This is a genomic window from Pseudomonas sp. LB3P93, assembly GCF_054898025.1.
Window position 1 is genome coordinate 5,130,621 of record NZ_CM142713.1, and the last position, 18,332, is coordinate 5,148,952.

The following is an 18,332-nucleotide window of genomic DNA, read 5'->3' on the forward strand; positions in this document are numbered from 1 at the left end:
ATACCCGCTCGCCTTGCCCTTGCGGGTCAATCATTGCCCGCAGGTTTTTACCCGTGACCAATCTCAACCAGCCTGAAACGCCTAAACCGGCCATTCGCAGCGTGTTGATCGCCCTGATGCTGGCGATTTTTCTCGGTGCACTGGACCAAACCATCGTCGCCGTCTCAATGCCGGCCATCTCCGCGCAATTCAAGGACGTCAGCCTGCTGGCCTGGGTGATTTCCGGCTACATGGTGGCGATGACCGTGGCGGTGCCGATCTACGGCAAGCTCGGCGATCTGTACGGCCGGCGCAAGTTGATGCTGTTCGGCATGGGGCTGTTCACCCTCGCCTCGTTGTTCTGCGGCATGGCCCAGAGCATGGAGCAATTGGTGCTGGCGCGGATCATTCAAGGCATCGGTGCGGGCGGGATGATTTCTGTCAGCCAGGCGATCATCGGCGACATCGTCCCGCCCCGGGAGCGCGGTCGCTACCAGGGTTATTTCAGCAGCATGTACGCCGTGGCCAGTGTCGCTGGTCCGGTGCTCGGCGGCTACATGACTGAATACCTGTCCTGGCGCTGGGTGTTTCTGATCAATCTGCCGCTGGGGCTGGGCGCCTGGCTGGTGGCCAATCGCACGCTGGTGGGGTTGCCCGTGCCGCAACGCAAACCGATCATCGATTACCTCGGCACCTTGCTGATGATCATCGGTTTGACCGCTTTGCTGCTGGGCATCACCCAAGTCGGTCAGGGCCACTCGTGGCGCAGCGCCGAAGTGCTGGGCCTGCTCGGGTGTGCGGTGTTGGTGCTGGCGCTGTTCGTCTGGCATGAACGCCGGGCGCGGGAGCCGTTGCTGCCGATGCACCTGTTCGCCAACCGCAACGCGATCCTGTGCTGGTGCACGATTTTCTTCACCAGTTTCCAGGCCATCTCGCTGATCGTGCTGATGCCGCTGCGCTTCCAGAGCGTCACCGGTGCCGGGGCCGACAGCGCCGCGCTGCACCTGTTGCCGCTGGCCATGGGCTTGCCGATCGGGGCTTATTTCGCCGGACGCCGCACGTCAGTGACCGGGCGCTATAAACCGATGATCCTGGCCGGCGCCCTCCTCATGCCGATCTCGATTCTCGGCATGGCGTTCAGTCCGCCCCAGGCTTTCGTGCTCAGCAGTCTGTTTATGTTGCTCAGCGGGATCGCCAGCGGCATGCAGTTCCCGACATCCCTGGTCGGGACGCAGAACTCGGTGGAACAACGAGATATCGGCGTCGCCACCAGCACCACCAACCTGTTCCGCTCGCTGGGCGGCGCGGTGGGTGTGGCGTTGATGTCGGCGCTGCTGCTGGCGTTGCTGCAGGATTCGAGCTTCGCCCACCTGGCCGGTTCGTCGATGATTGCCGAGGGCAGTTCGGGGAATGTTCTGCTGGATGGGTTGAATGCTGCGCCGGGAGATGCGCAGAACGCCTTGCGCGCCGAGTTGCTGCTGACCTTTCGGCATTTGTTGATGGTCAGTGCGGCGGTGTCGCTGCTGGGGTTGGCGGCGGCGGTGGCGATGCCGAATATGGTGTTGCGGGGCAGGGAGGATAAAGTCCGCTGATTCCTCCGACTGATCGTTCCCACGCTCCGCGTGGGAATGCAGCCCGGGACGCTCTGCGTCCCAAAGAGCCGAACGCAGAGCGTCCGTTGAGGCATTCCCACGCGGAGCGTGGGAACGATCACCAAAAACTCAAGGGCTGTAATACCCGACCGCCACCAGAAAATGCCCAACCTTTTTCAGGTAGGCATGCTTGTCCTCAACCTTGCCGGTCACCGGGTTTTTCCAGCGGTATGCGTATTCGCCGTCATCCTGTTTGGCAATCAGTGCCAGGATCGGCTCGCCCACCGGTTTGCCTTCCGGGTCCTTGATCTTGCCGAAGTCGGTGTTGATCAGCCGCAGGTTGGTGCCGTGAGCCACGTAACGTTGGGTGTTCAGGTCGACCACGAATACGTACAGGTCATCCTGCAAGTAACCGCCCTTCAGGGAGTTGATCGCGGTCAGCGTGCCCTTCTCGTCCTTGTCCAGATCGGTCGACGCTTTGTTCAGCAAGGCCATCGCCTGTTCCGCCGACGCCCGTGGCAGGTAATAACCCACGGCGATAATCCGCTGGCCTACGCGCTGGTAGAACACATGCTTGCGCTCGACCTTGCCGTCGGACCAGTTCTGCCAGCGATATTCGGCCTGCTGAATGCCATTGCCCTCGGGCACGTTCAAGGCGTCCTTGAAGGCTTTCTGCAAATCCGGCCCGAGGGTTTCAGACACATCACGCCCGATCAACGCCGAAGATGGTCCCCCGCTGGCGAGCATCACACCCTTGGTATCGACCACGAAGACGTAACGATCCTTGTCGACAAACTCGCCTTGGCGGCTGAACGCCGCGAAGGCCTTGTCGCCGTTGTCGTGGTAATAGGCTAAAGCTTTTTCCAGCAAGGCTTTGGCGGCCTGACTGTCATCCTTTTCCACCGTGGCGGCTTGAACCGGCCCCAGGCACAGCAAAAGCATCCCGCCGAGCACGGCTAACTTGTGCAGCCCCCCCATAATGCATCCCTCGTTCTTTTCGGTGTTTCAAGAGCGTAGACGGGTTGGGGATATGTACGAATATTCAGGAAAGCGCAGGCCATTGCGGCAGACGGGGGTTGTGTGGCGAGGGAGCTTGCTCCCGCTGGGGCGCGAAGCGGCCCCAAAACCATTCACCGCCGATATTCAGTTAGATCGGTGGTGCCTCGTTGACGACTGCTTCGCAGCCGAGCGGGAGCAAGCTCCCTCGCCACAGGTGTGCAGCGAACGGGCTATTGCGCCCGGGCGCGCAGTTGTTGCTGCAAATTCTGGATCTGCGCCTGAAGGGTGTTGATGTTGCGGGTGGTTTGCCCGCGGAAAGCGTCGAACTCCGCAATATTGGTGGCGCCTTGCGCAGGCGCCGGACGGTTGTCCTGCTCGCTTTTGAGAACAATCATGTCTTGTTCCAGACGCTCGATGGCGGCGCTCGGGTTGCCTTGTTTCTTCAGCGCGACGATGTCGGCGCCGAGGCTTTTGAGCTGGGCGTCGAATTTGCTGCTGTCGTCCGGGGCGCTTTTCAGCGCGGCCAGCTCGGTGCTCAAGGCTTTGACCTGAGCCTGCAATTGCGTGTTGGCGGTCTGGTGTTCGGTGCTCTGGGCGGTGATCTGCGCCAGACGCTTGTCCAGATCGGTGGTTTGCGCGGTCATCTGTGCCAGACGCTTGTCCAGATCGGTGGTCTGACCGACAACACCCTGCTGCTGCTTGCCCTGATCCTGCAGTTGGGTTTCCAACTGCTTGATTTGCAGCTTCAAGGCTTCGCTGTCGCTGGTGACGTTGGTCTGGCTGGCGACCACCTTGCCGGAAATGTCCTGCAAGCGCCCCGCCGCATCCTCACTGATGCGCGCGAAACTTTCCTGGGTGGCCACGAGTTGCTGTTCCATCAGCGAAATCTGCTGAAAGCTCCACCAGGCAAGGCCGGCGAAGGCAAAGAACAAGGCGCCGACCAAGGCCCACAGAGGGCCGGTGCTGGCACTTTTGACTTTGACCACCGGCGCCGTCCGCGAATGCACGGAGGTGCGAGTAGAGGTCGGAAAATCATCGTCATCGGGGACGTCTGCGCGCAGGCTCGGTAAATCGAAATCGTCGTTGGCATCGTTACGCATGGACATTGAGTCAACCTTTGTGGAACGCGGTGATCGCTATATGCGGCGAGTATAAACCCCACTGCCGCACCGATTGACCCTCAACGCTAAACTCGGTTCAGTGCTGGCGGATGGGTGACTCGAAAGTCAGCGAATGTCCTGGGCCTTCCACCAGCCACAGAATTCATCAAGGGCCGTCCAGAGACTGACTTTCGGATCGTAATCCAGATAATGCCGGGCGCGGCTGATGTCCAGGGTGAAATTTTTGTTCATGACCTGCATGCCCAGTCGCGACAGCGTCGGCTCGGGACGCCCCGGCCACAACTTGCACACCCCTTCGTTGAGCGCGGCAACGCTGTAGGCCAGACCGTAGGAACGGTAGCGCGTCACTTGTGGGACTTCCATCTTGCGCATGACGTAATTGACCACGTCCCACAACGGCACCGGTGTACCGTTACTGATGTTGTAGGCCTTGCCCAGTGCCGAACCGCTGGCCAGCAAGCTGCTCAGTAACGCTTCATTGAGGTTTTGCATGCTGGTGAAATCGACCTTGTTCAGGCCGTTGCCGATGATCGCCAGGCGTCCCTTGCGCTGCATCTTCAGCAGGCGCGGGAAGATGCTCATGTCACCCGCCCCGGTCACGAAACGCGGGCGCAGGGCCAGGGTTTCGAGACCGAATTCCTGTGCGCCAAAGACTTTTTGCTCGGCGAGGAACTTAGTGGCGGCGTAGGGATGCTTGAAACGTTTAGGCACCTGTTCTTCGGTCAGCCCCAGATGATCACGGCCATCGAAGTAGATCGACGGCGACGACAAATGCACCAGACGCCTAACCCGCTGCTTCAGGCAGGCCTCGACCACGTTTTCGGTGACTTGCACGTTGCCTTGATGAAAGTCCTGATAACGCCCCCATAACCCGACCGCGCCGGCGCAATGCACCACGGCTTCGACATCGGAACACAGCTCGCGCGCCAGTTCCGGGTCGCTCAAGTCGCCCGGGATAAAATCGGCGCCACGGCGCACCAGGTGTTCGACGCTTTCGGCCCGGCGACCGTTGACCCGCACGTCCAGGCCTTGCTCCAGGGCGAAACGCGCAAAGCGTCCGCCAATGAAGCCGCTTGCGCCGGTGACCAGAATTTTCATGTAGAGCTCCGATGTGTTTCGTTTTGCGTAATGCGTGAGTCTTGACGCTGCCCGTCAGTCCAACGGCACCAGCCATTGTTTCGACGAGCGCACCAATTGATCGGTCAACAACCCCAGAAGCTGACCGCCGTTGCGCCAATGATGCCAGTACAGCGGCACATCGATGGGCTTATCTGGCAAAAGCTCCAGCAAAACACCGCGTTCCAGTTGCTCGCGCACCTGCAATTCCGGCACCAGGCCCCAGCCCAGTCCGGCCTCGGTCAAGCGAATGAAGCCTTCAGACGATGGGCATAAATGGTGCTCGAAACCGCCATCGACACCGAGGGACGCGAGGTAGCGATGCTGTAGGAAATCGTCCGGGCCAAACACCAGCGCCGGGGTTTTGGCCAGCAGATCAGCCCGCACGCCTTCAGGAAAATGTCGGGCGATAAATGCTGGACTTGCCAGCGCTCGATAACGCATGGCGCCCAATAACACGCTGCGCGCGCCAGCCACCGGACGCTCGCTGGCGCAGATGCACGCGGCCACTTCGCCAGCGCGCATGCGTTTAAGGCCGACCGTCTGGTCTTCGACGACCAGATCCAGCAGCAGGTGTTGCTCGGCGCAGAAATCACTGACGGCTGCGGCCCACCACGTGGCAAGGCTGTCGGCATTCAGGGCGATGCGCAGACGCTCCGGCTGGCCTTCTTCATCCAGCGCCGGGACCAGCGTCTGTAGATCGCGCTCAAGCAAACGCACCTGCTGGACATGGTTGAGTAAGCGCCGCCCAATCTCGGTGGGCGCCGGCGGTGTGACCCGCACCAACACCGGCTGGCCGACCCGCGCTTCCAGCAGTTTGATGCGCTGGGAGATCGCCGATTGCGACAAACCCAGCACCTGCGCGGCGCGTTCAAATCCGGCCTGCTCGACCACTGCGGCCAAGGCAGAAAGCAATTTATAGTCGAACATCAGTTTTCCTAATGAGCGATCAGCATGATTGGTTTTTCTTATACCGCGTTGCACCGGAGAATGGCCAGCAAGAACTCTTGAACAAGGATCACCGACATGGCTGGCGAAACTTCATTGGCAACGCTGCTGCGCAGCATGAGCCCGCAGCTCAACGACGGCGAATACGTGTTCTGCACGCTGCGCGACGGCCAGTTGCCCGCCGGTCTCGAGATCGTCGGCAGCTTTCGCGAGCAGGAAGGCCTGACAGTGATCCTGGAACGTTCCCACGCCGAACAGGCCGGTTTCAGCTTCGACTACGTCGCGGCCTGGATCACCTTGAACGTGCATTCGGCCCTCGAAGCCGTCGGCCTGACCGCCGCCTTCGCCACGGCACTGGGCCAGGCCGGCATCAGTTGCAACGTGATTGCCGGTTACTACCACGACCATTTATTCGTCGGTCAAACCGATGCCCAACGCGCCCTGCAAGTACTGCGGGATCTGGCGGCCAACGCGGAGTAAACCTTATGTGGCAAAGCTATGTGAACGGCCTGCTGGTGGCCGCTGGGCTGATCATGGCGATCGGCACGCAGAATGCGTTTGTGCTGGCGCAAAGCCTGCGACGTGAACATCACCTGCCGGTGGCAGCACTGTGCGTGACTTGCGATGCCTTATTGGTCGCCGCTGGAGTGTTCGGACTGGCGACGGTGCTGGCGCAAAACCCGACCCTTTTGGCGGTCGCCCGCTGGGGTGGGGCTGTATTTCTGATTTGGTATGGCAGTCAGGCGCTGCGTCGGGCGTGCTCGAAACAAAGCCTGCAACAAGGTGAAAACCAGACCGTGCGCTCACTGCGCGCAGTGATGCTCAGCGCCTTGGCCGTGACCCTTCTCAACCCGCACGTTTATCTGGATACGGTGTTGTTGATCGGCTCTCTCGGCGCGCAACAAACCGAGCCCGGTGCTTATGTGGTGGGGGCCGCGAGCGCGTCGTTGTTGTGGTTTTTCACCCTGGCACTGGGCGCAGCATGGTTGGCGCCATGGTTGGCCCGGCCGAGCACCTGGCGGATTCTCGATCTGTTGGTGGCGGTGATGATGTTTGCAGTGGCGTTTCAATTAATCGTCGCGCCCTGATTATTCCAAAAGGCTCTGGAACCTCTATTCCACACAGTTGTTGCGTGGTTATGCCGCACCCCCGGTGCTATGATCCGATCCGATGCGCCGCAAAGAGTACAAACTCCCCGGCGCTTGTCTGGCCGCCCGTGATCGGCCTTGCGCTCACCGCAACTGACCTGATTAGGAGAATCATCATGGCTTTCGAATTGCCGCCGCTGCCTTACGCACACGATGCCCTGCAGCCGCACATTTCCAAGGAAACTCTGGAATACCACCACGACAAGCACCACAACACCTACGTCGTGAACCTGAACAACCTGGTGCCAGGCACCGAGTTCGAAGGCAAGACCCTGGAAGAAATCGTCAAATCTTCCTCGGGCGGTATCTTCAACAACGCCGCTCAGGTCTGGAACCACACTTTCTACTGGAACTGCCTGGCGCCAAACGCCGGCGGTCAACCAACCGGCGCGCTGGCTGAAGCCATCAACGCTTCCTTCGGTTCGTTCGACAAGTTCAAAGAAGAATTCAGCAAAACCTCCATCGGCACCTTCGGTTCCGGTTGGGGCTGGCTGGTGAAAAAGGCTGACGGTTCCCTGGCCCTGGCCAGCACCATCGGCGCCGGCAACCCGCTGACCAACGGCGACACCCCGCTGCTGACCTGCGACGTCTGGGAACACGCTTACTACATCGACTACCGCAACGTTCGTCCGAAATACGTCGAAGCGTTCTGGAACCTGGTCAACTGGAAATTCGTGGCTGAGCAATTTGAAGGCAAAACCTTCAAGGCTTAAGATCGACGCCAGACAAAAAACCCGGCTTTTATGCCGGGTTTTTTATGGGCTGGAGAAAAGTCAGAGAGCCCTGAGCGGCCTTGAAAAATGGGTCGGCTGTCCGGCCGCCTCGCGAGCAGGCTCGCTTCTACAGTTAATTTGCGTCGTACGCAGAATTCGCGAACGACAACGCCCTCTGTGCGATTGAGCCTGCTCGCGATGAACGATTACGCGGTCCTTGAAACGCTACGCCGGATCGACGTTATCCAAGGCCCGGTTCACCGCCAACTCCGCCAGCATGATGACCTGCTGAATCGCCAGCACCGTGTGGCGCTGCGGGCCGATCAGATTCGCGGCGAAATCACTGGCCATGACGCTGGCCGAGGCCAGGGACTCACAGGCTTGGGCCAGGAGACTTTCGGTGTCCATGTCGGGGGCGATCATGAACATCGTGCTGGGGCGACGGGGTTTTTCCGTGTATTGGTCTGGCGGGTCGAGGTAGTAATCGAGGGCGCGTTTTATGGCTTCGCGGTCTTTGATGAGCGCTTCGGCTTCGGGGGTGGGGGGGGTGATATTGAACGGTGGATCGGGAATTAATTTGTCCATTGAATTTCTCCAGCGTTGGAGCCTCCACTTGCCGCTTCTCACACGGCGAAGAGGTGGCAGCTATGTGCGAGGTGAGAAGACCGGTTATGGACACCCGGCCGGACCGAAGTCCGCCCGCACACAGCCGCCATAACGCAATTACTGGCAGCGAGTAAGCTGGCGGCGATTATGCGTGTACAGACACTGGATGACCATAAGTTGCCGGGCTCTCACACCCGGTCGCTGAGTTTTCAGCGACACCCAGAGGTTAGAGAGACTGCTTCCTACCCGGCAACCTGAAAAATGCGTGGGAAATCGCTGTGTTTCTTACACATCTTTCAACACACAAAAATGGAACGCGGAGCGTCCCGGGCTGCATTCCCACGCAGAGCGTAGGGAACGATCAATCGGGGAATGCAGGAAAGAGAATGGTCGGCTGTCAGGCCGCCATCGCGGGCAGGCCAGCTCCCACAATGGATCTGCGCACACACTTCGCTCTTCACCACTCAATAGGCCGAGCGTTAGCTCGCCTGCTTTTGATTTTGATCTGCCCGCCCCGTCGGGAGGCTGAGTGGAGGTGTTCATCCGGGGAGTGGCGCGCAGCGCCGTTCGACGCAGTCGAACACGCTGCATGTAGGTCGTCGCGAAGCAGACCGGAGGGCAGTGTCCCCGGATGGATACCGGAGCGAAGGAACGCCGAGCCTAGGCGAGGGGCCGGACGTTGGGGCGAAGACCTTTGCTTCCTTTGGGGCGTTTGCCAAAGGGAGTCGCCGTAAGGGCGAAACCATAAGTGGCCGTTACCGCAGCAATGGATATGTACACAACCCACAAGAACATGGTCGGCTATAAGGCCGCCAAGCAACCAAGCCAATCTCCGACAATGAAACCAGCGTTCAGCCCCTTGCCCCCACGCCACAGCAGGCTACCATCAACAAACGGAAAAATAGTCCCAATCCCGCTCAAGTTGAAGGACCCAACAACCGACACAGTACTAATAGGCCAAATACTCAAAACAACAGCATTTCTGCCAAGCTACCGGCAAAAAACCCTGAGATTGATTGTCCCTTTGACTGCCAACACGGGATTGCCAATACTCATGGCAACTTGATGCTACCCGCACGGAACAAGGAATCCCCCTTTGAAGCTGGAACTCAAGAACAGCTTGTCGGTGAAGTTGCTCCGGGTCGTGCTCCTGTCGGCATTGATCGTCGGCGTAGTCTTGAGCTGCGCGCAGATCGTTTTCGATGCCTATAAAACACGCCAGGCCGTGGCCAACGATGCCGAACGCATCCTCGACATGTTCCGCGACCCCTCCACTCAGGCCGTCTACAGCCTGGACCGGGAAATGGGCATGCAGGTCATCGAAGGCCTGTTCCAGGACGACGCCGTGCGCCAGGCCTCCATCGGCCATCCCAACGAAGCCATGCTCGCGCAAAAATCCCGAGAGTTGCAGCATTCAAACAGCCGCTGGCTGACCGACCTGATCCTCGGCAAAGAGCGCACCTTCACCACCCAACTGGTAGGGCGCGGCCCCTACAGCGAGTATTACGGCGACCTGAGCATCACCCTCGACACCGCCACCTACGGGCAGGGTTTCATCGTCAGCTCGGTGATCATCTTCATCTCAGGCGTGTTACGCGCCCTGGCCATGGGCCTGGTGCTGTACCTGGTCTACCACTGGCTGCTGACCAAACCGCTGTCGCGAATCATCGAACACCTGACCGAAATCAATCCGGACCGCCCCAGCGCACACAAGATTCCGCAGCTCAAAGGCCACGAAAAGAACGAACTGGGTATCTGGATCAACACCGCCAACCAGTTGCTCGAATCCATCGAACGCAACACCCACCTGCGCCACGAAGCGGAAAACAGCCTGCTGCGCATGGCCCAGTACGACTTCCTCACCGGACTGCCGAACCGTCAGCAATTGCAGCAGCAACTGGACAAGATCCTGGTCGACGCTGGCAAATTGCAACGTCGGGTTGCGGTGCTGGTGGTGGGCCTGGACGACTTCAAAGGGATCAACGAACAGTTCAGCTATCAGACCGGCGACCAGCTGCTGCTGGCCCTGGCCGACCGACTGCGCGCTCACAGTGGTCGCCTCGGCGCCCTCGCCCGTCTCGGTGGCGACCAATTCGCCCTGGTCCAGGCCGATATCGAACAACCTTATGAAGCCGCTGAACTGGCGCAAAGCATTCTCGATGATCTGGAAGCGGCGTTTGCCCTCGACCATCAGGAAATCCGCCTGCGCGCGACCATCGGCATCACCCTGTTTCCCGAGGACGGCGACAGCACCGAGAAACTGCTGCAAAAAGCCGAGCAGACCATGACGCTGGCGAAAACCCGCTCGCGCAACCGTTATCAGTTCTACATCGCCAGCGTCGACACCGAAATGCGCCGCCGCCGCGAGCTGGAAAAAGACCTGCGCGACGCCCTGCGCCGGGACCAGTTCTACCTCGTCTACCAACCGCAGATCAGCTACCGCGATCACCGGGTGGTGGGCGTCGAGGCGCTGATTCGCTGGCAGCATCCCGAGCATGGCCTGGTGCCGCCCGACCTGTTCATCCCGTTGGCCGAGCAGAACGGCACCATCATCGCCATCGGCGAATGGGTGCTGGATCAGGCCTGCAAACAACTGCGCGAATGGCATGACCAGGGGTTCATCGACCTGCGCATGGCGGTGAACCTGTCCACGGTGCAACTGCACCACGCCGAGCTGCCGCGGGTGGTCAACAACCTGCTGCAGATGTACCGCCTTCCTCCTCGCAGCCTGGAGCTGGAAGTCACCGAAACCGGCCTGATGGAAGACATCAGCACCGCCGCCCAGCATCTGTTGAGCCTGCGTCGCTCCGGCGCATTGATTGCGATCGACGATTTCGGCACCGGTTATTCGTCCTTGAGCTATCTGAAAAGCCTGCCGCTGGACAAGATCAAGATCGACAAGAGCTTCGTGCAGGATCTGCTCGATGACGACGACGATGCCACCATCGTTCGGGCGATCATCCAGTTGGGCAAGAGCCTGGGCATGCAGGTGATTGCCGAAGGCGTGGAAACCGCCGAGCAAGAGGCCTACATCATCTCCGAAGGCTGCCACGAAGGTCAGGGTTACCACTACAGCAAACCGCTGCCGGCGCGGGAATTGAGTGCCTACCTGAAACAGGCACAGCGCACTAACGCGGCGATCCTCTAAAAAACGCCCCCTTTGTAGCGCTGGCGCAGCTCTTGTGGCGAGGGAGCTTGCTCCCGTTGGGTGGCGAAGCCGCCCCAAACCCTGCACCCACGGTTCTGACAGAAAACCCAGTCAATCTGATGCGACTGCTGCGCAGCCGAGCGGGAGCAAGCTCCCTCGCCACAAGGCTGTGCCAGCCAGCCATCGTGTGAATAAGAAATATTTCCAGCTACAACCCTTTACACATAATGCGAAAGATTTGCATTATGTCGCAGTTTTGCGCACTCGCTGCGCCATACCACCCCCTCTCGAAGCAGGATGTTCGCCATGATTCGTATGCCTCTGGCTACCGCCAGTCTGTTGGCCATCGCTATTTCCCTCGCCGGTTGTGGCGAAGGCAAAGACAAAGCTGCAGCTCCAGCGCCTACGCCGGCCGCCAGCACGACCGCGCCGGCTCCAGCCACCGCACCTGCCGCTACCAGCAAAGTCGACGAAGCCGCCGCCAAAGCCGTTGTCGCGCATTACGCCGACATCGTCTTCGCCGTTTACAGCGATGCCGAATCCACCGCGAAGACCCTGCAAACCGCCGTCGACGCCTTCCTCGCCAAGCCGAACGCCGACACCCTGAAAGCCGCCAAGGCTGCCTGGGTTGCTGCCCGCGTTCCTTACCTGCAGAGCGAAGTGTTCCGTTTCGGCAACACCATCATCGACGACTGGGAAGGTCAGGTGAACGCCTGGCCACTGGACGAAGGCCTGATCGACTATGTCGACAAATCCTACGAGCACGCACTGGGTAACCCGGGCGCCACGGCCAACATCATCGCCAACGTCCAGGTTCAGGTCGGCGAAGACAAGATCGACGTCAAAGACATCACCCCGGAAAAACTCGCCAGCCTGAACGAGCTGGGCGGTTCCGAGGCCAACGTCGCCACCGGCTACCACGCCATCGAATTCCTGCTCTGGGGCCAGGACCTGAACGGCACCGGCCCTGGCGCCGGCAAACGTCCAGCCTCCGACTACCTGGAAGGCAAAGGCGCCACTGGCGGTCACAACGATCGTCGCCGCGCTTACCTGAAATCCGTGACCCAGCTGCTGGTCAGCGACCTGGAAGAAATGGTCGGTAACTGGAAGCCGAACGTGGCCGACAACTACCGCGCCACCCTGGAAGCCGAACCGGTTGATACCGGCCTGCGCAAAATGCTGTTCGGCATGGGCAGCCTGTCCCTGGGCGAACTGGCGGGCGAGCGCATGAAGGTTTCCCTGGAAGCCAACTCCCCTGAAGACGAACACGATTGCTTCAGCGACAACACCCATAACTCGCAGTTCTACGATGCCAAGGGTGTGCGTAACGTCTACCTGGGTGAATACACCCGTGTCGACGGCACCAAAATGACCGGCGCCAGCCTGTCGTCCCTGGTGGCCAAAGCCGACCCGGCTGCCGACACCGCACTGAAAGCCGATCTGGCCGCCACTGAAGCCAAGATGCAGGTCATCGTCGATCGCGCCAACAAAGGTGAGCACTACGACCAGTTGATCGCCGCCGGCAACACCGCTGGCAACCAGATCGTCCGTGACGCTATCGCATCCCTGGTCAAGCAGACCGGCTCGATCGAAGCCGCCGCTGGCAAACTGGGCATCAGCGACCTGAACCCGGACAACGCTGATCACGAGTTCTGATCAACGCTGGCTGAGTAAAAAAGGCGACCTTCGGGTCGCCTTTTTCATACCCCGCGCCGATCGTTCCCACGCTCTGCGTGGGAATGCCTCAACGGACGCTCCGCGTTCGGCTGTTGATGTGACGCAGAGCGTCACGGGCTGCATTCCCACGCAGAGCGTGGGAACGATCAGCTGATGCACATCAACCAAACGATAATTCCTCTTATTCAATCCCCCCTGCCCTGTTAGACTTTGCGCCCTTGTTTTGCTCGTCTTGCAGGATGTCTGATGCCCTCGCTGCTTCTTCGCTTGTCCGCACTGTTTCTGGCCCTGGGCCTGAGTGCCTGCGATGACGCCCCGCGTTTTACCAAGGCCGAACCCGGTGAAGCCCGGTCCGGTGGCGCAGCGACCGTGCGCAAGACCGATCAGAATTCCTTCTCACTGCCCTCCGCTAACCTGTCGCCATCACGGCGCGTGGATTTCAGCGTCGGCAACAGCTTCTTCCGCAACCCCTGGGTAATCGCCCCCTCGACCACCACCGCCCGGGACGGCCTCGGTCCGCTGTTCAACACCAACGCCTGTCAGGGCTGCCACATCAAGGACGGTCGCGGTCATCCGCCGACGCCCGATGCGGCGAACGCAGTATCGATGCTGGTGCGCCTGTCGATCCCGGACGCGCCTGCCTATGCCAAAGTCATTGAGCAAATCGGCGTGGTCCCCGAGCCAGTCTACGGCGGCCAGTTCCAGGACATGGCCGTGCCCGGCGTGACCCCGGAAGGCAAAGTGCGTGTCGATTACACGCCCGTTCCGGTCCGTTTCAAGGACGGCACCGAAATCGAGCTGCGCAAGCCAAGCCTGAATATTACCCAGCTGGGTTACGGCCCGATGCACCCCGACACCCGTTTCTCGGCGCGTGTTGCCCCGCCGATGATTGGTCTGGGTTTGCTCGAAGCCATCCCCGACGAGGCGATCCTGGCCAACGCCGAGGCTCAGGCCAAGGACAAAAACGGCATCGCCGGACGTCCGAACCGGGTCTGGGACGACGTGCAGCAGAAGACTGTCCTTGGACGCTTCGGCTGGAAAGCCGGGCAACCGAACCTCAATCAGCAGAACGTTCACGCGTTCTCCGGCGACATGGGCCTGACCACCAGCCTGAGGCCGTTCGATGACTGCACTGAGGCACAAACCGCGTGCAAGCAGGCCCCCAACGGCAACGGCCCGAATGGCGAGCCGGAAGTCAGCGATAACATCCTGCGCCTGGTGCTGTTCTACAGCCGCAACCTCGCCGTACCGGCCCGTCGCGACGTCAACGCGCCTGAAGTGCTGGCCGGCAAGAACCTGTTTTTCCAGGCCGGCTGCCAGTCCTGTCACACGCCGAAATACACCACCGCCGCCAACGCTGCCGAACCTGAATTGGCCAATCAAGTGATTCGCCCTTACAGCGATCTGCTGCTGCACGACATGGGCGACGGCCTGGCCGACAACCGTAGCGAATTCCAGGCCAGTGGCAGCGACTGGCGCACCCCGCCGTTGTGGGGCATCGGCCTGACGCAGGCGGTCAGTGGCCACACCCAGTTCTTGCATGACGGTCGCGCGCGCAATCTGCTTGAAGCCGTGCTCTGGCATGGCGGCGAAGCGCAAGCGGCCCAGCAACAGGTTTTGTCTTTCAATGCCGAGCAGCGCGCTGCGTTGCTGGCGTTTTTGAATTCCCTTTAAACCGTATTCCATAGCGGGAGCCCGACATGTTCCGTCCCAAATTGTTGTTCACCAGCCTTGCCGCACTCGCCCTCGGCGCTTGCTCGCCACAGGACCCGCAAGCCGTCACCTCGGCCGCCATCGCCAAATCGGTGATCCTGCCGACGTACACCCGCTGGGTTGAAGCCGACCGCCAATTGGCCGTCAGTGCGCTCGCCTACTGCGAAGGCAAGGAAAACCTCGACACCGCCCGCGTCGATTTCCTGCACGCGCAGAAAGCCTGGGCCGAGCTGCAACCGTTGCTGATCGGGCCGCTGGCTGAAGGCAACCGCGCCTGGCAGGTGCAGTTCTGGCCGGACAAGAAAAACCTGGTCGGCCGTCAGGTCGAGCAACTGGTCACCGCGCAGCCGCAGATCGATGCCGCGGCCCTGGCCAAGTCCAGCGTCGTGGTGCAAGGCCTCTCGGCCTATGAGTACATTCTGTTCGACAGCAAACCGGACGTGGCCAACGACGCGCAAAAAGCTAAATACTGCCCACTGCTGAAGGCGATTGGCGAGCGTCAGAAACTGCTGGCCGAAGAGATTCTGCAGAGCTGGAACAACACTGACGGCATGCTCGCGCAGATGAGCAAATTCCCCAACCAGCGCTACGCCGACTCCCACGAGGCCATCGCCGATCTGCTGCGTGTCCAGGTCACCGCTCTCGACAGTCTGAAGAAAAAACTCGGCACGCCGATGGGCCGTCAGACCAAGGGCGTGCCGCAACCATTCCAGGCGGACCTGTGGCGCAGCCAGTCGTCCCTGACGAGTATGGAAGCGAGCCTTGCCGCCGCCAAAACCGTGTGGGAAGGCGTCGACAACAAAGGCCTGCGCGGACTGTTGCCGAGCGAGCAGAAACCGTTGGCCGACAAGATCGATGCCGCTTACGCCGCGTCCCTGAAACTGTTCGCAAGCAATCAGCGCCCGCTGACCGAGATGCTCAACGACGATGCCGGTCGCCAGCAACTCAACGATATCTACGACAGCCTCAACGTCGTCCATCGCCTGCACGAAGGCGAACTGGCCAAGGCGCTGGGCATCCAACTGGGCTTCAATGCCAACGACGGTGACTGATGAGGGCGAGTGCCATGCTGCGACGTCAGGCTCTGACTTTAGGTAGTTTGCTGCTGGGAGCAGTGACACTGGGCGGCTGGACGCTGTTCAAGCAAAAGGACAAAAGCCCGCTGCTGCTTTCGGCACGGGACGATGGCGACGGCAAGCATTACGCCGTCGGTTATCGGCTGGACGGCACCCGGGTGTTCGTCACCCAGGTCGGCCAGCGTTGCCACGACATCATCAACCACCCGACGCTGCCGATCGCGCTGTTTGTCGCCCGACGCCCAGGCACCGAGAGTTACCTGATCGACCTGCGCGACGGCACGCTGTTGCAAACCGTGGTCTCGTTGCCGAACCGGCATTTCTACGGTCACGCGGTTATTCACAAGAGCGGCGACTGGCTGTACGCCACCGAAAACGACACCTCCGATCCGGGTCGCGGCCTGTTGGGTGTGTATAAGTTCGAAGGTGAGCGGCTGGTGCACAGCGGCGAGATTTCCACCCATGGCATCGGCCCGCATCAGGTGTCGTGGATGCCGGACGGCGAGACGCTGGTGGTGGCCAACGGCGGCATTCGCACCGAGGCTGAAAGCCGGGTCGAGATGAACCTCAACGCCATGGAGCCGAGCCTGGTGTTGATGCAACGGGACGGCACCCTGCTGAGCAAGGAAACCCTTGCCCAGCAGATGAACAGCGTGCGGCATTTGGGGATCGCCAGCGACGGCACCATCGTCGCCGGGCAGCAATTCATGGGGCCGTCCCACGAGTCTTCGGAGCTGCTAGCAATCAAGCGACCCGGGCAACCGTTCGTGGCGTTCCCGGTGCCGGAGCATCAGTTGCAGGCGATGGGGCATTACACCGCCAGCGTTGCGGTCCACAGTGACTTGCGCCTGATTGCGTTGACCGCCCCGCGCGGCAACCGCTTTTTTATCTGGGACATGGACAGCGGCGAAGTGCGCCTGGATGCACCACTTCCCGATTGCGCCGGGGTTGGCGCGGTGGCGGATGGTTTTGTCGTGACCTCGGGTCAGGGACGCTGCCGGTACTACGATTGCCGCCAGACAACTCTGGTTGCAAAACCGCTGGAGCTTCCCGCAGGGCTCTGGGACAACCACCTCCACCTCATCTAAACACGGTCCTTGTAGCAGCTGGCGAAGCCTGCGTTCGGCGGCGAAGCCGTCGTTAATCCTTGCACCTCGGTTTGCCTGACACACCGCAGTGCCTGATTTCACGACGGCTTCGCCGCCGAACGCAGGCTGCGCCAGCTGCTACAGGTCGCGGTGCCGCTCGCCTGTAATATCTGCCAGTTGGAATCCCCCTCCGACTCAGAGTAATGTGCCCCCCTGTCTCACCTGATTTTCTCCAAGGAAGTGGAAATATGCTGCGTCGCCGCATGCTGATCATGTTGGGTGTTGTTCTGCTGATCGTGCTGGTCCTGGCCGGTTATAAAGCCTTCTCCATCTACACGATGATCCAAGGCTTTTCCGCGCCGAAACCGCCGATCAGTGTCGCCGCGACCACTGCCGCCGAACGTCCGTGGCAAGCCCGCCTGCCCTCCGTTGGCACCCTCAAGGCGCTGCAAGGGGTCGACCTGAGCCTGGAGATTGCCGGCACCGTCATGGATGTGCAGTTCGAGTCCGGGCAGAAGGTCAAGGCCGGCCAACCGATCGTGCAGCTCGACAGCGGCGTGGAAAAGGCGTTGCTGGAAACCGCAATGGCGGACCTCGGGCTGTCCACCGTGAATTACAACCGCGGCAGCCAACTGGTGGGTAGCCAGGCGATCTCCAAAGGTGAGTTCGACCGACTCTCGGCGATCATGAAAAAGGATCAGGCCACGGTCAACCAGCTCAAGGCTTCGCTGGCGAAAAAGCGCATTCTCGCCCCGTTCAGCGGCACCATCGGCATTCGCCAGGTGGACGTCGGCGACTACGTGGCCAGCGGCACCATGATTGCCACCCTGCAAGACCTCAGCAGCCTCTATGTCGACTTCTTCGTGCCCGAGCAATCAGTGCCGAAGATCGGCGTCGGCCAGTCGGTGCAGATCATTGTCTCGGCCTACCCGACACAGACCTTCCCCGGCACCATCAGCGCCATCAACCCGAAAGTCGAAAACAGCACCCGCAACGTGCAGGTCCGCGCGACCCTGGCCAACCCGGACGGCAAACTGCTGCCGGGCATGTTCGCCAGCCTGCAAGTGATGCTGCCCGACCCGCAGCCGCGCATCGTCGTGCCGGAAAGCGCGATTACCTACACGCTGTACGGCAACTCGCTCTACGTCGTCGCGCAGAAAAAAGCCGAAGACGGCAGCCTCGAAAAAGACGACAAAGGCCAGCCGATCCTGATCGCCGAACGGCGTTTCATCGAAACCGGCGAGCGCCGCGACGGGCTGGTGATGATTACCAAAGGCGTGCAGAACGGCGAAAAAGTGGTCACGGCCGGTCAGATCAAACTGGACAACGGCGCACACATTGCCATCAGCGACGACAAGACCCTAGCCGAGAAGAGCAGCCAGCCTCGCGTTGACTGATCAAGGAATCC

The 18,332-nt window shown here is 60.7% G+C and carries 14 protein-coding genes and 1 pseudogene; 10 read left to right on the forward strand and 5 right to left on the reverse strand.

All coding sequences use genetic code 11. The annotated features are described in order from the left end of the window. Positions 1 to 53 precede the first annotated feature (53 nt). On the forward strand, positions 54 to 1,571 hold the full coding sequence (locus ACYZT8_RS23355) for an MDR family MFS transporter (protein WP_461976298.1): 1,518 nt from the start codon (positions 54 to 56) through the stop codon (positions 1,569 to 1,571). Between the two features lie 129 nt (positions 1,572 to 1,700). Here the strand turns inward: ACYZT8_RS23355 and ACYZT8_RS23360 are convergent, their stop codons facing one another. From ACYZT8_RS23360 to ACYZT8_RS23375, 4 genes are all read right to left on the reverse strand, one after another. Next, positions 1,701 to 2,549: a cache domain-containing protein gene (locus ACYZT8_RS23360; RefSeq protein ID WP_461976300.1), complete on the reverse strand. Its 849-nt coding sequence runs from the start codon at positions 2,547 to 2,549 to the stop codon at positions 1,701 to 1,703. Between the two features lie 251 nt (positions 2,550 to 2,800). Then, entirely contained in the window at positions 2,801 to 3,676 is an 876-nt protein-coding gene (locus tag ACYZT8_RS23365) for an ATPase (RefSeq protein ID WP_461976301.1), read from the reverse strand. Positions 3,677 to 3,796: 120 nt separating this feature from the next. Then, complete coding sequence (locus ACYZT8_RS23370; RefSeq protein WP_461976303.1) at positions 3,797 to 4,789, reverse strand: NAD-dependent epimerase/dehydratase family protein; 993 nt, start codon at positions 4,787 to 4,789, stop codon at positions 3,797 to 3,799. 54 nt (positions 4,790 to 4,843) lie between these two features. Beyond that, positions 4,844 to 5,737, reverse strand: coding sequence for a LysR family transcriptional regulator ArgP (locus ACYZT8_RS23375; protein ID WP_461976305.1), 894 nt, complete (start codon positions 5,735 to 5,737; stop codon positions 4,844 to 4,846). Positions 5,738 to 5,833: 96 nt separating this feature from the next. On the opposite strand from ACYZT8_RS23375, the gene ACYZT8_RS23380 reads away from it, so the two are divergent. The 3 genes from ACYZT8_RS23380 to ACYZT8_RS23390 all read left to right on the forward strand — a co-directional run bounded on the left by ACYZT8_RS23380 (position 5,834) and on the right by ACYZT8_RS23390 (position 7,616). Then, positions 5,834 to 6,235 (forward strand): ACT domain-containing protein, encoded by a 402-nt coding sequence (locus tag ACYZT8_RS23380; RefSeq protein WP_461976307.1) that lies wholly within the window; start codon positions 5,834 to 5,836, stop codon positions 6,233 to 6,235. Between the two features lie 5 nt (positions 6,236 to 6,240). After that, positions 6,241 to 6,843 (forward strand): LysE/ArgO family amino acid transporter, encoded by a 603-nt coding sequence (locus tag ACYZT8_RS23385; protein WP_109634398.1) that lies wholly within the window; start codon positions 6,241 to 6,243, stop codon positions 6,841 to 6,843. A 176-nt stretch (positions 6,844 to 7,019) separates the two neighbouring features. Then, positions 7,020 to 7,616, forward strand: coding sequence for a superoxide dismutase (locus ACYZT8_RS23390; protein WP_461955453.1), 597 nt, complete (start codon positions 7,020 to 7,022; stop codon positions 7,614 to 7,616). Between the two features lie 225 nt (positions 7,617 to 7,841). Here ACYZT8_RS23390 and ACYZT8_RS23395 read toward each other — a convergent pair whose 3' ends face one another. Further along, positions 7,842 to 8,201 (reverse strand): DUF6124 family protein, encoded by a 360-nt coding sequence (locus ACYZT8_RS23395; RefSeq protein WP_461976310.1) that lies wholly within the window; start codon positions 8,199 to 8,201, stop codon positions 7,842 to 7,844. Between the two features lie 1,117 nt (positions 8,202 to 9,318). On the opposite strand from ACYZT8_RS23395, the pseudogene ACYZT8_RS23400 reads away from it, so the two are divergent. The 6 genes and pseudogenes from ACYZT8_RS23400 to ACYZT8_RS23425 all read left to right on the forward strand — a co-directional run. Next, positions 9,319 to 11,380 (forward strand): annotated as a pseudogene (locus ACYZT8_RS23400) (putative bifunctional diguanylate cyclase/phosphodiesterase); the annotation flags it as partial. A gap of 296 nt (positions 11,381 to 11,676) precedes the next feature. Further along, positions 11,677 to 13,026 (forward strand): imelysin family protein, encoded by a 1,350-nt coding sequence (locus tag ACYZT8_RS23405; protein WP_461976312.1) that lies wholly within the window; start codon positions 11,677 to 11,679, stop codon positions 13,024 to 13,026. Between the two features lie 267 nt (positions 13,027 to 13,293). Then, positions 13,294 to 14,721, forward strand: a complete 1,428-nt coding sequence (locus ACYZT8_RS23410) for a di-heme oxidoreductase family protein (RefSeq protein ID WP_461976314.1) — start codon at positions 13,294 to 13,296, stop codon at positions 14,719 to 14,721. Between the two features lie 26 nt (positions 14,722 to 14,747). Further along, positions 14,748 to 15,812 carry an imelysin family protein gene (locus ACYZT8_RS23415; RefSeq protein WP_461976316.1) on the forward strand — a complete coding sequence of 355 codons (1,065 nt, stop codon included), beginning with the start codon at positions 14,748 to 14,750 and terminating at the stop codon, positions 15,810 to 15,812. A gap of 14 nt (positions 15,813 to 15,826) precedes the next feature. Beyond that, on the forward strand, positions 15,827 to 16,924 hold the full coding sequence (locus tag ACYZT8_RS23420) for a DUF1513 domain-containing protein (protein WP_461976318.1): 1,098 nt from the start codon (positions 15,827 to 15,829) through the stop codon (positions 16,922 to 16,924). A 248-nt stretch (positions 16,925 to 17,172) separates the two neighbouring features. Further along, on the forward strand, positions 17,173 to 18,321 hold the full coding sequence (locus ACYZT8_RS23425; protein ID WP_461976320.1) for an efflux RND transporter periplasmic adaptor subunit: 1,149 nt from the start codon (positions 17,173 to 17,175) through the stop codon (positions 18,319 to 18,321). Positions 18,322 to 18,332: the final 11 nt, after the last annotated feature.

Excerpts from the sequence above, each read along its gene's own strand:
- ACYZT8_RS23360 (WP_461976300.1), bottom strand. The coding sequence starts at position 2,549 with ATGGGGGGGCTGCACAAGTTAGCCGTGCTCGGCGGGATGCTTTTGCTG.
- ACYZT8_RS23365 (WP_461976301.1), bottom strand. The coding sequence starts at position 3,676 with ATGTCCATGCGTAACGATGCCAACGACGATTTCGATTTACCGAGCCTG.
- ACYZT8_RS23370 (WP_461976303.1), bottom strand. The coding sequence starts at position 4,789 with ATGAAAATTCTGGTCACCGGCGCAAGCGGCTTCATTGGCGGACGCTTT.
- ACYZT8_RS23375 (WP_461976305.1), bottom strand. The coding sequence starts at position 5,737 with ATGTTCGACTATAAATTGCTTTCTGCCTTGGCCGCAGTGGTCGAGCAG.
- ACYZT8_RS23380 (WP_461976307.1), top strand. The coding sequence starts at position 5,834 with ATGGCTGGCGAAACTTCATTGGCAACGCTGCTGCGCAGCATGAGCCCG.
- ACYZT8_RS23385 (WP_109634398.1), top strand. The coding sequence starts at position 6,241 with ATGTGGCAAAGCTATGTGAACGGCCTGCTGGTGGCCGCTGGGCTGATC.
- ACYZT8_RS23390 (WP_461955453.1), top strand. The coding sequence starts at position 7,020 with ATGGCTTTCGAATTGCCGCCGCTGCCTTACGCACACGATGCCCTGCAG.
- ACYZT8_RS23395 (WP_461976310.1), bottom strand. The coding sequence starts at position 8,201 with ATGGACAAATTAATTCCCGATCCACCGTTCAATATCACCCCCCCCACC.
- ACYZT8_RS23405 (WP_461976312.1), top strand. The coding sequence starts at position 11,677 with ATGATTCGTATGCCTCTGGCTACCGCCAGTCTGTTGGCCATCGCTATT.
- ACYZT8_RS23410 (WP_461976314.1), top strand. The coding sequence starts at position 13,294 with ATGCCCTCGCTGCTTCTTCGCTTGTCCGCACTGTTTCTGGCCCTGGGC.
- ACYZT8_RS23415 (WP_461976316.1), top strand. The coding sequence starts at position 14,748 with ATGTTCCGTCCCAAATTGTTGTTCACCAGCCTTGCCGCACTCGCCCTC.
- ACYZT8_RS23420 (WP_461976318.1), top strand. The coding sequence starts at position 15,827 with ATGCTGCGACGTCAGGCTCTGACTTTAGGTAGTTTGCTGCTGGGAGCA.
- ACYZT8_RS23425 (WP_461976320.1), top strand. The coding sequence starts at position 17,173 with ATGCTGCGTCGCCGCATGCTGATCATGTTGGGTGTTGTTCTGCTGATC.